At 44.2% G+C, this 13,090-nt stretch carries 12 protein-coding genes; 10 read left to right on the top strand and 2 right to left on the bottom strand.

Translation table 11 applies throughout. The annotated features are described in order from the left end of the window. The first annotated feature begins 62 nt into the window (after nucleotides 1–62). From ACFSVN_RS02120 to ACFSVN_RS02095, 6 genes are all read left to right on the top strand, one after another. Nucleotides 63–791 (top strand): NAD(P)H-binding protein, encoded by a 729-nt coding sequence (locus ACFSVN_RS02120; RefSeq protein ID WP_390297907.1) that lies wholly within the window; start codon nucleotides 63–65, stop codon nucleotides 789–791. Nucleotides 792–814: 23 nt separating this feature from the next. Further along, nucleotides 815–2,101: an amidohydrolase gene (locus tag ACFSVN_RS02115; RefSeq protein ID WP_390297904.1), complete on the top strand. Its 1,287-nt coding sequence runs from the start codon at nucleotides 815–817 to the stop codon at nucleotides 2,099–2,101. A gap of 21 nt (nucleotides 2,102–2,122) precedes the next feature. After that, a complete protein-coding gene (locus tag ACFSVN_RS02110) occupies nucleotides 2,123–3,412 on the top strand; it encodes a M20/M25/M40 family metallo-hydrolase (protein ID WP_390297902.1) in 1,290 nt (429 codons plus the stop codon). A 22-nt stretch (nucleotides 3,413–3,434) separates the two neighbouring features. After that, nucleotides 3,435–4,520 (top strand): serine hydrolase domain-containing protein, encoded by a 1,086-nt coding sequence (locus tag ACFSVN_RS02105; protein ID WP_390297899.1) that lies wholly within the window; start codon nucleotides 3,435–3,437, stop codon nucleotides 4,518–4,520. 270 nt (nucleotides 4,521–4,790) lie between these two features. Then, complete coding sequence (locus ACFSVN_RS02100) at nucleotides 4,791–6,398, top strand: peptide chain release factor 3 (RefSeq protein WP_390297896.1); 1,608 nt, start codon at nucleotides 4,791–4,793, stop codon at nucleotides 6,396–6,398. Between the two features lie 343 nt (nucleotides 6,399–6,741). Beyond that, on the top strand, nucleotides 6,742–8,271 hold the full coding sequence (locus ACFSVN_RS02095; RefSeq protein WP_390297893.1) for a SulP family inorganic anion transporter: 1,530 nt from the start codon (nucleotides 6,742–6,744) through the stop codon (nucleotides 8,269–8,271). A gap of 42 nt (nucleotides 8,272–8,313) precedes the next feature. On the opposite strand, the gene ACFSVN_RS02090 is transcribed toward ACFSVN_RS02095, so the two are convergent. Next, entirely contained in the window at nucleotides 8,314–9,105 is a 792-nt protein-coding gene (locus ACFSVN_RS02090; RefSeq protein ID WP_390297889.1) for a peptidase, read from the bottom strand. A gap of 114 nt (nucleotides 9,106–9,219) precedes the next feature. Between ACFSVN_RS02090 and dinB the strand changes: the two genes are divergently transcribed. After that, nucleotides 9,220–10,305 (top strand): DNA polymerase IV, encoded by a 1,086-nt coding sequence (dinB, locus tag ACFSVN_RS02085; protein ID WP_390297886.1) that lies wholly within the window; start codon nucleotides 9,220–9,222, stop codon nucleotides 10,303–10,305. A 34-nt stretch (nucleotides 10,306–10,339) separates the two neighbouring features. On the opposite strand, the gene ACFSVN_RS02080 is transcribed toward dinB, so the two are convergent. Further along, complete coding sequence (locus tag ACFSVN_RS02080; RefSeq protein ID WP_390298239.1) at nucleotides 10,340–10,552, bottom strand: four helix bundle protein; 213 nt, start codon at nucleotides 10,550–10,552, stop codon at nucleotides 10,340–10,342. 335 nt (nucleotides 10,553–10,887) lie between these two features. Here ACFSVN_RS02080 and ACFSVN_RS02075 point away from each other — a divergent pair, with 335 nt between their 5' ends. The 3 genes from ACFSVN_RS02075 to ruvA all read left to right on the top strand — a co-directional run bounded on the left by ACFSVN_RS02075 (nucleotide 10,888) and on the right by ruvA (nucleotide 13,080). Then, nucleotides 10,888–11,724 carry an enoyl-ACP reductase FabI gene (locus ACFSVN_RS02075; protein ID WP_390297883.1) on the top strand — a complete coding sequence of 279 codons (837 nt, stop codon included), beginning with the start codon at nucleotides 10,888–10,890 and terminating at the stop codon, nucleotides 11,722–11,724. Nucleotides 11,725–11,727: 3 nt separating this feature from the next. Beyond that, nucleotides 11,728–12,303, top strand: a complete 576-nt coding sequence (gene ruvC, locus ACFSVN_RS02070; protein WP_390297880.1) for a crossover junction endodeoxyribonuclease RuvC — start codon at nucleotides 11,728–11,730, stop codon at nucleotides 12,301–12,303. A gap of 180 nt (nucleotides 12,304–12,483) precedes the next feature. Continuing rightward, a complete protein-coding gene (ruvA, locus tag ACFSVN_RS02065) occupies nucleotides 12,484–13,080 on the top strand; it encodes a Holliday junction branch migration protein RuvA (protein ID WP_390297877.1) in 597 nt (198 codons plus the stop codon). Nucleotides 13,081–13,090: the final 10 nt, after the last annotated feature.

Genomic DNA, 13,090 nt, shown 5'->3' with positions numbered 1-13,090 from the left:
ATGGTTTCATTTATTATACTCCAAGCTGTATTCAGGTAACATCAACTTTCACCCTTTCAAAAATGAGTAAAACAGCTATCGTAATAGGAGCAACCGGATTAGTAGGTTCAGAAATTATGAATCTGCTTCTGGAAGATGAACACTATCAAACAGTGAAAGTCTTCCATCGGCGAAGTACCGGTATAAGCCACCCGAAGCTGGAAGAGCATGTCATTAATTTTGATGAGGTGAATGAATGGAAACACCTTCTCACCGGCGATGAATTCTACTCGGCACTCGGAACTACTATCAAAAAAGCCGGAAGTCAGGAAGCGCAGTACACTGTAGACTTCACCTATCAATATGAAACCGCCAAAGCCGCTGCTAAAAACGGGGTGAAGAAATATTCCCTGGTTTCTTCGGCCGGTGCCAACCATCAATCCCGAATGTTTTATTCCCGCCTCAAAGGAGAGCTGGATGAAGCTGTAAAAGAGTTGCCTTTTGAGGTCACTACCGTTTTGCGCCCCTCAATTCTGGATGGTGACCGAAACGAGAAGCGGCCCGCAGAGAAATTTGGCTTACTGATGGCTCGTTTGTTCACCAAGATCCCCGGACTGAAAAAGTACCGCCCTATTTTAGCCCAGAAAGTTGCTGTGGGAATGATAAATTCTCTGCAAAAATGCCCTCCTGGATATCATATTTTTGAACTGGATGAGATTTTTATTTGTAAAGTAAAGAGACACGATGCATCGTGTCTCTATCGCAGGGAAAGGCAATTTTCAATTTGCGGGCTGATTACTTACTATCATTAAAATTCAAACATCATTCTTTACCCATGAAAAAACTGTTACTGCTTTTCCTGATCTCACTTTTCACCATTACTGCTAATGCCCAGGATCTCAAACAAATCATCGACCAAAAGGCCGATGAAATTGAAGAACAGGTCATTGAATGGCGCCGCCATTTCCACGAAAACCCCGAGCTTTCGAACAGAGAATTTGAGACCGCAGCTTACATAGCAGGTTATCTGAATGAATTAGGATTGGAAGTTGAAACTGAAGTTGCTCACACCGGAGTGGTCGCAATTCTTGAAGGTGGAAAACCCGGGCCTGTAATAGGTTTACGAGCTGATATTGATGCCCTTCCTGTCACGGAGCGCACAGATGTCCCTTTTAAATCCGTTGCCACAGGAATGTACCAGGGCAATGAGGTTGGAGTAATGCATGCTTGCGGGCACGACACCCATATAGCCATCATGATGGGGGTTGCTAAAATTCTAACCGATATGAAAGATGACATCAAAGGAACTATTAAATTCATCTTTCAACCTGCTGAAGAAGGAGCTCCACAAGGTGAAGAAGGCGGAGCCGAATTAATGGTAAAAGAGGGAGTACTTGAAAACCCTGACGTCGATGCTATATTCGGTCTTCACATTTGGGACAGCACCCCTGTTGGCACCATCGGGTATCGCTCAGAAGGGATCATGGCCAGCGTAAACAGTTTCAGCCTTGAGATCATCGGAAAGCAGGCGCACGGCTCAGCACCATGGGCGGGCATCGACCCTATCGTTACTGCAGCACAGATCATCAACAATGCACAGACCATTGTAAGCCGAAGCATGCCTTTGACCAAACAAGCTGCTGTGGTAACCTTCGGCAAAATTGAAGGCGGAGTTCGCCACAACATCATCCCGGAATCTGTAAGTATGGAAGGAACCATCCGCGCTTTAGATGAAGATATGCGTCAGCTTATTTTCAAGCGTCTTGAAACCATCGTCCAAAACACAGCCGAAAGTAACGGTGCTACCGCTGAACTTACCATCCACAAAGGATATCCCATCACCTATAACGACCCGGAATTAACCGCTATTATGGCACCGACCCTGGATGAAGTGACCGGCGGTAATGCACAGATCATGGATGCAGTAACCGGAGCTGAAGATTTCTCTTTCTTCCAGGAAAAAATACCGGGATTATATTTCTTCCTGGGTGGCCAATCTCCTGATGTTGAATCCGGAGGACACCACACTCCCGACTTTTATGTTGATGAAAGTGCCATGAAACTAGGGGTAAGAACCATGAGTAATTTGGTTGTTGATTACATGAACACCGCCGGAAATTAATTCTAAAACAGGCCTTAATTTATGAAGAAGTTTTTAACCACTGCACTGTTCTTGCTCTTCTCCATTAACTTGGTTGCCCAGCAGCTTACGGAGACAGAACAAAAGATCCTTGACCGTATCGATGCCAATCATGCCGAAGCATTGAAATTCCTGGAAACCAATGTAAACATCAACAGCGGAACCCTTAATCTTGATGGCGTTCGTAACGTTGGAGATAATTATATCGAAGCCTATGATGAGCTGGGCTTTGAAACCCGCTGGATCCCACAGGATGAGGTAAGCAGGGCCGGACATTTCTTTGCTGAGCAAAAAGGAAACTCAGGAAAAAAACTACTCCTTATCGGTCACCTCGATACCGTTTTTGAGCCGGACAGCCCATTTCAGAAATTTGAAATGCTGAATGATTCTGTAGCTACAGGTCCCGGAGTAAACGACATGAAAGCCGGCAACGTGATGATCTTCTATGCTCTTAAAGCGTTAAAAGAAGCAGGAGCTATTCCTGATGCACAAATAATTGTAGCCTATACCGGAGATGAGGAAAAGGCCGGAAGCCCAACTTCCATTAGCCGTAAAGATCTGGTTGATGCAGCTAAACGAAGTGATGTCGCCCTTGGTTTTGAAACGGCATCCGGATTCAGCTATGCCACGGTTGCCCGCCGAGCCTCGTTTTCCTGGAAACTTGAAGTTGAAGGCAGACAGGCACATTCATCCGGTATCTTCAGTGACTATACCGGGGCCGGTTCCGTTTATGAAGCCTCGCGAATTCTACATCGTTTTTACGAGGAACTTCGGGAAGAAAACCTCACCTATAATGTGGGCGTTATTCTGGGCGGAAATGAGGTGGATTATGATGAGGAACAGATAAGAGGTACCGTAAGCGGTAAAACCAACATTGTTCCCAAGAAAACGATCGCCCATGGTGGAATTAGATTTTTAACTACCGAACAAGGTGACCGTGCCTTCGCCAAAATGAGGGAAATTGTATCTGACCATCTGCCCCGAACTTCTGCAGAGCTTACCATCTATGAGGGCTATCCGCCCATGGAACCTACCGATGGAAACATGGAATTACTGAGTGTGTTAGACGAACTAAGTAAAGACCTGGGACTGGGTGAAGTGGAAGCCTACGATCCCGGAAGGAGAGGAGCTGCAGATATTTCCTTCGTTGCTAATTATGTGGACGGACTTGATGGGCTCGGAGCCATGGGAAGCGGTGCTCACGGCCCCAATGAAACCATCAACCTAAAGACCTATAAAGACCTTACAAAACGCGCCGCTCTTTTGATCTATCGCCTAACCCGGTCTGAATAATTCGCGCCAAATTATCTACATCATGAAAAAAATCACTTTCTATGTTATTCCGTTACTTTTCATCTGGATCTCAGGATGTAATACGCCCGACCCGGAGATACAACAAGACATCAGCGCAGCCGATGAAGTCTTGCAAACCTATGTGGAAGAGCATGACATTCCCGGCATGAGTGTGTCTGTTTATCGGGGTGGGGAAGTCATCTGGTCGAAAGGATACGGATATATGGATGTTGAGAATCAGGTGCCCGCCGATCCTGCCTCAACGCTTTTCCGTATCGGAAGTGTTTCCAAGACCTATACTGCTTCCGGGGCGGCTCTGCTTTTTCAGGATGGAAAATTGGATCCCAACGAGCCTATTCAAACCTATGTACCTGATTTTCCTGAGAAAGAATTTGAGATCACCGTTGAACAGGTGGCCGGACATATTGCAGGAATTCGTCATTACAGGGGAGATGAATTTATGAGTGATAAAAAATACACTTCTATTACAGAAGGGCTTGAGATCTTTAAAGATGATTCGCTGCTTTTTGAACCCGGAACCGATTACTCCTATTCAAGTTATGGTTGGAATTTGATCAGCGCTGTAATGGAAGGTGCTTCCGGTCAGGATTTCTTACCCTTTATGGAGACACAGGTTTTTGACCGATTGAACTTAACAAACACCATGCCCGACCATGCCGATCAGGATATTCCTAACCGCACGCTTTTCTATGTGTATGATGACAGCGCTGAATCCAATCAAGAAGCTCCTTATGTGGACAACAGCTACAAATGGGCCGGTGGCGGATTTCTTTCCACAACTGAGGATATGGTTCGTTTTGGAGAAGCTCATCTGACCAATGAATTTCTAACCGCAGAAACGCTCGATCGATTTATGGCTCCTTTGCAAACCTTAGATGGGGAATCTACCGGATATGGATTTGGGTGGAGCACCTTCATCGATTCCGAAGGAAATGAGTGGAAAGGACACAGTGGAGGATCCGTCGGAGGGAGTACCATGTTTTTCCTTCATCGGGAGAATGGTGTGGTGGTTGCTTTTGCCATCAACCGTTCCGGAGCCCCCATGGGAGATCTCAGGGATGAACTGGCTAAGATATTTATTGACTAAATCATACTACCCCTCGTTCCCAACAACCCGGTTGGTAATGCATTGAGGGGCCTCCCGGTCTCAACGTGTAAGATCATAGCTAGAATGAACTCTAAGAAATCTTAGCCACACTGACCCACCCCTTAATCCCCGCCCGAGCGGAGAAACTCCTTAACATAGATCTGTAGTTGAAATAACCCACTTCATCACTTTTTTACTCCTCACTCTCCACTACAAACTTCACTTAAAAGGCCGTATCTTTAAAGCTTCAATCAAGCTGAACGAGACATTATGAGCACGGCCACTGCCGAGACAGAAATTACCAAAGAGGCGAAAAAACGGCGAACCTTCGCTATCATTTCGCACCCCGATGCGGGTAAAACCACCCTCACCGAGAAGCTATTGCTGTATGGCGGAGCCCTGCACGAGGCCGGATCCATCCGCGCCCGAAAAGCAACCCGGCACGCAGCTTCCGACTGGATGTCGATAGAACAGGAGCGTGGTATTTCTGTGACCTCATCCGTGTTACGTTTTGAGCAGAACGGCATCAAATATAATCTCCTGGATACCCCGGGCCACAAAGATTTTTCTGAAGATACGCTCCGGACCCTGGTTGCTGCTGATTCCGGCCTGATGGTGATCGATGTTGCCAAAGGCGTTGAGGAACAAACCGAGAAATTATTCGAAGTATGTAAGCTTCGTGAAGTTCCGGTCATCACTTTTGTGAACAAGTGTGATCGCCCGGGTATGGACCCGCTCGAAATACTAAGTAATATTGAAACCAAGCTTGGTATTGAAGCTGTGCCGGCAAGCTGGCCGATGGGTTACGGGCAAAAATTTCAAGGTATATATGATGCCATTGCCAAAAAGGTGCACATCTATCAAAAAACAGAACACGGAGCTAAAAAGGCCGTGACCGATGTTCTTGATGTGGAAGATGCTATTGATGCTTCTTCTTTGTCTGATATGGAAAAAGAAGCCTTCCGCGAAGAGGTTATGCTGATCGATGGGATGTATGAAGGAATGGATCGCGATGAATATGCTTCCGGAAAAGTAACTCCTGTATTTTTTGGCTCTGCCTTACACAACTTTGGATTGGATGTATTTTTGAACTATTTCCATCAGCTGGCCCCTCATCCACAGCAGTATAAAACACCCGATGGAATTGTCCGTGATCTGAATGATGGATTTTCAGGCTTTATCTTTAAGATGCAGGCTAACATGAATCCTGATCACCGTGACTGTGCTGCTTTTATTCGGGTGGCTTCAGGGAAGTTTGAACGAGGCCAGCAGGTAACGATCGCGTCAACGGGAAAGAAAATTAAAATGTCTACTCCGCATACCCTGATGGGAGATGACCGGCAGCTCATGGAAGAAGCCTATCCCGGTGATATCGTGTCTATCTTCAACCCCGGTTCATTCCGGATCGGTACCACCATCTTTGAGAAGAATGAAGTTAATTTTGATGTGATACCACTTTTCACCCCCGAGCATTTCCAGAAAGTGGCCACCAAAGATCCATTCAAACGAAAGCAACTCCGTGAAGGATTAAAGCAGCTTTCGGAAGAGGGAGTGGTTCATGTTTTTGAAGTGCCAAATGGTGTTGGTAATGAATTATTACTTGGAACTGTAGGGGTACTTCAGTTTGAAGTGGTGGAACATCGCATGCTCACCGAATATGGGGTTGAACTGATCAAGACTCCCGTTTCCTATTTCTGTGCAAGATGGCTTCCCAATGAAAGGGATGATATTATCGAAAAATTGGAAGCGAGTTATTCAACTCACGTAACCAAAGACATGGAAGAAAACCCAATTGTACTATTTGATTCCATGTATGCCTTAAACCAAGGGGAAGAAAAAGTAGGCAAAGAAAACCTATTCAAGTTCAAACAGGGATAACTTCTCGCACAGAAATAAAAATTTATTTTAGAAATTTTTTAAAAACCGCTCTTTTTTTCCTGAATGAAGGGTCTTTCTGTGCCGGATTTAGTTCTAGCTAAAAAAAATTTCCCCGACTATCTCACCTGAAAACCGCTTTCAAAAACTCTTTATTTAAATGCAACTAAGTTCATGATTTTATAACATGAATAATTAGGCGTTGCTGTTCCCAAGTGGTTAATTGTTGCGTAATTTTGGACGGTAAAACAGAAACGGTTCTGCCCCTCTCTTCAACATATAAGCTCATCTCTACCCCAGAACCCTTCCCGATTTAAAACAACAATATTTAGTACGACTAAACTACATGAAAAAGTATTTAGACCTTTTCGGTCTCAATGATAAGATTGATTATAAAATTGAAATTCTAGCCGGTATCACTGTATCACTGGCACTGATTCCGGAAGCCGTTGCTTTTGCAATGATCGCCGGGCTTTCTCCTTTAACCGGACTTTATGCCGCCTTTATGGTTGGATTAGTGACTTCTATCATCGGCGGCCGCCCGGGGATGATCTCCGGAGCAACCGGTGCGGTTGCAGTTATATTAGTAGCCTTAGCTATTTCGCATGGACCTGAATACATTTTTGCTGCCGTTGTTTTGGCCGGATTGATCCAGATAGCCGCCGGAGTCCTAAAGCTTGGTAAGCTAATGCGCCTTGTTCCTCATCCTGTAATTTTTGGTTTCGTGAATGGATTAGCCATCATCATTTTCATGTCTCAGCTTGACCAATTTAAGACCCCTTCCGGTGATTGGATGACCGGTGAACCACTTTATATCCTGCTTGGGTTGGTTGTTTTAACGATGGCAATTATTTGGGGGCTGCCGAAGTTCAGAAAAAAAATACCGGCCTCCTTAGTCGCCATATTAACCATCTTTGCCATTGTGGTTGTATTCGGCATTGAGACGAAAACAGTGGGTGATATTGCTTCCATACAGGGAGGGTTCCCTCCATTCCATATACCTCAAATTCCATTCACCTGGGAAGCATTCATGGTCATTTTGCCTTATTCCGCAATTATCGCCGGAGTTGGATTGATCGAAAGTCTTTTGACCCTAAATATTATTGATGAGATCACTGAAACCCGCGGCAATGGAAATCAGGAAGCCGTGGCACAGGGTACAGCAAACATCTTCTCAGGATTCTTTTCCGGGATGGGTGGTTGTGCGATGATCGGCCAGAGCTTGATCAACGTATCTTCCGGCGCAAGCACGCGAATCTCAGGAATTGTGGCCGCAGTAATGCTGCTCGTATTCATCATGTTTGGTTCCGGGATGATCGAATTATTACCCATGGCTGCACTTACCGGTTTGATGATCATGGTTGCCATTGGAACTTTTGAATGGGCAAGTTTGAAAACTTTTAACCGCATGCCCGTCTCCGATCTTTTTGTAATGGTGATGGTAACCTTAGTTACGGCCGTGCTTCATAATCTGGCACTGGCGGTTTTGGTTGGGGTGATCATCGCAGCCCTCGTTTTTGCCTGGGACAACGCTAAAAGAATTCGGGCCCGTAAACACATTGATGAAAATGGTGCAAAACATTACGAGATCTATGGACCGCTTTTCTTCGGTTCAATTTCCGTTTTCAACTCCAAGTTCGATGTACTGAACGATCCTGACGAGGTCATTATAGATTTCAAAGAAAGCAGGGTGGTAGATATGTCAGCTATAGAAGCTTTGAACAAAATAACCGAACGATATAGTAAGGTAGGGAAAAAGGTTCATCTGAAGCACTTAAGTAAAGACTGTCGTAATCTGCTTCAAAATGCTGATGCCATCATCGATGTGAATGTACTTGAAGACCCTACCTACAAATTAGCTTTAGACAATATTTAGAAAGTGTTAAAAAGGGGCTCTGAAACAGAGCCCCTTTTTTATTTATTTACCACCGTTAGCCTGAAGATCGGCAATACAGTTGGCGTCCAGCTCAGCAACACTGTCATCAAAAAATTGTGAAATCAGATCCGGCCGTTCCATGGCGTAGTACATCAGGCAATTTTCATTGTCACAATGATGTCCATTCTGTTCATCCTGATGATCTGTTTGCATATCGGTTCCTGACCCGTCAATATTTACCAAGCCAAATAAATGGCCGAATTTATGTCGTAGAGAAGTGGGTTCAACCTGATACCTGGAAGGCGCTCCAAATCCGGAAGATGCCTGATCATAAGCCGGGCCAAAAAATGCATTTGATGTATTATAATAAGCTATCCCAAGTACATTTTGCTGCTCATATTCTCCATCTACAATGATCATGTAGGCTGCCAGTGTTTCACCTTCAGTAAACTCACTGCGGTGCTCACTTTCAAGATCGCGAACGTCTGATGCAGAATATTGACTTTGATCTCCGGAAGGTACTTCAGTCGGCTCTAAAATAGTCACCGTTGTTTTGTTCAATCTCCGTTCCAAAAATGCCTGAAGGCTGTCAATGGCCTGTTGATTGGGCGCATAGCCCGGCATGTAATCAACTTCAATAACTAAGTCAGTATAATTTTCATTTGATAAGAAATCATTTGCAGAAAGCCCCGGGTTTTGAGTGTGGGAATATTGATCCGGTTCTTCCTCATTATCTTCATCGGTTCCGGTTGGATTATTAAAGCAACTAACCGTGAAGATCATCAAAGAAAAGATCAGCGTGTTAAGTACTAAAATTCGTTTTGATCGCCTCATATAAGTTTTTTGTTTCTTTATGATCTCCTAATTAAATGCATCCCATAGAGTTATTGTTCCATATAAATATACGATTCCTCTTTTGAATCAGATTTTATATGTGTAATTTATGTTATGGACTCCAAATTCCCTATTCGTAAGATCATTCATGTAGACATGGATGCTTTTTATGCCTCTGTTGAGCAGCGGGATAATCCCGAACTGAGAGGGAAGCCGGTGATCGTTGGAGGCAATCCCAGTGGTCGTGGCGTTGTAGCTACCTGCAGTTACGAAGCAAGGAAATTTGGTGTACACTCTGCTATGCCCGCCTCACAAGCTGTTCGTCTTTGTCCACACGGTATTTTTGTCAAGGCCAATTTCGATGCCTATAAAAAAGCCTCTCAGCAGATCCGAGAGATCTTCTTTGAATACACCGACTTGGTGGAGCCACTTTCTATGGATGAGGCTTTTCTAGATGTCACAGAAAATCACAAAAACCTGCCTTCTGCTACACTCATTGCAAAAGAGATCAAAGAACGTATTTATGAAGAAACAAAACTGACAGCATCAGCAGGAATTGCTCATAATAAGTTTTTGGCGAAGGTTGCTTCCGATATCAACAAGCCAAACGGTCTTACCCTCATCACCCCTGAAAAAGCGGAAGCCTTTTTGGAAGAACTGGATATCAAAAAGTTCTTTGGCGTTGGAAAAGCTACACAGAAAAAGATGAACGCTGTTGGGATCAAAACCGGTGCAGATCTGAAACAATGGAGTGAAATAGATCTTGTTAAGGCATTCGGGAAGTCCGGAAGATTCTATTACCGGATCGTGAGAGGCATTGATCACCGGGAAGTGAAACCGCATCGGGTTCGAAAGTCCTATGGTAAGGAGCGAACCTTTTCGGAGGATATTGAGAGTCTGGAGTGGATCAATAACTTTCTGGATGAACTGGCTCAAACCATTGCTGAAGGAATGAAGAAGATCAACGCGGCCGGCAAGACCATCACCCTCAAAGTCCGCTACGATGATTTTGACACTATCACCCGAAGTTACTCCCTTACTCACTACACGAACAGATATCGGGATATCATGGATGTCGTCCGGAAACTGATGGAAGAAACTGAAGTTGGAAAACGACCGGTTCGGCTTTTGGGTATCACATTGTCTAATCTAAATTTAAATGAGAAGACAGTGTGGGAGCAGTTGGAGCTGGCGCTTTAGTGATGGAGTGATAGTTGAAAGTTGATAGAGTGATTTAGCTGGATTTACTTTTCCAACGCTGATCAGTTATCATACTTTGCAACAATTTTATGATTGAAGTCAGCATTTTAATTCTTGTATAAGCAAGATCATAACTAATTGCGTGTCGGCTTTTGAAATACCAATCTCTTGCTTCACGAGCTGAACCAAGAGAAATTTCATAAAATCTGGCTTTTTCTTTTTTTGATCTTCTAGAGTATCCCTCAATAATATTTGCACTAATTGATCTGCTAAAGAAAACCTCTTTATCTCAATTATTTTTTCAGTGTCCTTCCAACAAGCATCCGATAAAAAAAGGCCAAGCCTATACGCCTCTAATCGCCAAGCCACATCTTCTTTCATTTCTATAGGTATAATTTCTACCCATTTATCATATTTCATAGCCCTAATGTTTGTTACTTTTTAATAAGTAAGAGCACTTTCAAGTCAATTCCTTACAAAAAATATCACCCTATCAACTTTCAACTTTCACTTCACTATCATTTTACCAAGATTATCGTGAATTTCCCTTGATACCATTCAACAATAAGAAACTGATAAACAATGAGTGACGGTTACGAATTATTAAAAGGAAAAAAAGGAATTATTTTTGGAGCATTGGACGAGCGCAGCATCGCCTGGAGAATTGCCCTGGCATGTAAGCGAGAAGGTGCAGACTTCGTACTATCAAATGCACCGGTTGCTTTGCGATTGGGAGCCCTTGATGCATTAGGCGAAGAAACCGGCGCACCTATCATCGCTTGTGATGTAACAAAGGATGACGAGATCGAAGATCTCATGAATCAAACCAAAGAGCATTTAGGTGGAGTTGATTTCATCCTTCATGCTATTGGGATGTCACCAAACGTGCGAAAGAAAAAAGAATACACCGACCTTAACTATAACTGGCTGCAGCAAACGCTGGATATTTCTGCTATCTCTCTTCACCGCGTTCTTCACCATGCTGAAAAAATGGATGTGCTTAATGACGGAGGAAGTATTGTAGCTCTTTCCTACATAGGAGCGCAACGAATTTTCTCAAAGTATTCGGATATGAATGATGCAAAAGCACTGCTTGAGAGCATCGCCCGAAACTATGGAAGCAGACTTGCCCCAAGAGGAATTCGTGTAAACACGGTTTCACAGGCCCCAACTAAAACTTCAGCCGGAACCGGCATCAAAGGTTTTGACGGCATGTACACTTTTGCCGATATGATCGCACCAATGGGGAACCCTTCTGCTGATGAATGTGCCGATTACTGCGTTACTTTATTCTCTGACCTCACCCGAAAAGTGACCATGCAGAACCTGTTCCACGATGGTGGTTTTGTAAATTCAGGAATCTCAGAGGAAATGATAAACGATCTTGCTAAATTTTACGGCGACAAAGACGACGAATAACATATGCCTGACATAATCCTCGGTATTGATCCCGGCTCCAGAAACACCGGTTATGCCCTGTTGACGGAAGAAAACGGACAGCTGATCGCCTTACGGTGTGATGTAATTCGTATGGCCGACATCGATGATCATGCCGAGCGATTGCAGGTGATATTTGACAAAATATCAGGGATTATTCGTTCTAATAAACCTACTGCCTGTGCAGTTGAAACTCCTGTTTACGGGGTTGATCCCATGGCCATGCTAAAACTGGGTCGCGCACAGGCTGCGGCCATGTTGGCCATTACCAACAACGGACTTTCGGCTGTGGAGTATTTCCCAAAGGTGGTAAAGAAATCCATCACCGGAAATGGGAATGCCAATAAAGAGCAGGTCGCATTTATGTTGAACAAAATGGTAAAGTTACCGGATGAGAAACTATCCAATGACGCAACGGACGCTTTGGCTGTAGCCTGGTGTCATATGATGAAAGGCAAAGGGATCCCCGGTTCAGCCAAAAAGAAAACGCACCAGAATAACGCCAAAGGAGATTGGGCCAGTTTCGTAGCAGACAATCCCGAACGGGTAAAGGGGATGTAATTAATTTGTCCAATGAATTTGATCTCTGAATAAGCGTGAGGCAGAGCCTCAAGTAAGCATTCCGCAGCGGAGCTACGGAACGAGATAAAGGTAAGTTAGGGTCTATCCAATTTGTCCCATCAAGTCATTTCCGCGAAGGCGGAAATCTAATTGTTGAATTAAGAATCAGTTCCAGAAAATATGATCGCATTTTTGAAAGGTTACATCGAAGAAAAAAAAGAAGGAGTTGTGATCCTTGATGTATCCGGTGTAGGGTACCGGGTTGAAATTTCCTCCATCACTCAAGAACAACTGGAAAGCGCCGGCTCGGAAGTAAAACTCCTTACCTATCACCACATCACCGACAGCGATCAGCGGTTGTTTGGGTTTTTCTCTTCAGATGAAAAAGCGCTATTCGAGAAACTCATCACCGTAAAAGGTGTTGGCCCGAAATTAGGGCTTACTATTTTATCCGGATTACCGGCTGATCAGCTTATTGGAGCTATCACCAACAGTGAAGCCGGAACACTTTCCAAAGTTCCCGGAATTGGTAAGAAAACAGCGGAAAGGATCATTGTAGAACTGAAAGACAAGCTTGCGGAATACGCAGCTTCTGCCGGTGTTACCCCTACCTCTTCATCCGAATCGAGCGTTACGGGTGAAGCTATTTCTGCTCTTGAATCGCTTGGTTTTAAGAAAAAAGAATCGGAGCAGGCGGTTATGAAAGCACTAAAAGAGACCGGCAGTGAAGACGCCTCGATAGTTATTAAAAAAGCGTTGGCGAGTTTAAACAAGTAGGACTAAAATT

This window comes from Gracilimonas halophila (genome assembly GCF_042684365.1).
Taxonomy (GTDB): Bacteria; Bacteroidota; Rhodothermia; order Balneolales; family Balneolaceae; genus Gracilimonas; species Gracilimonas halophila.
The sequence above is the reverse complement of the archived record's forward strand: the minus strand, read 5'-3'. Positions and strand labels throughout refer to the sequence as shown.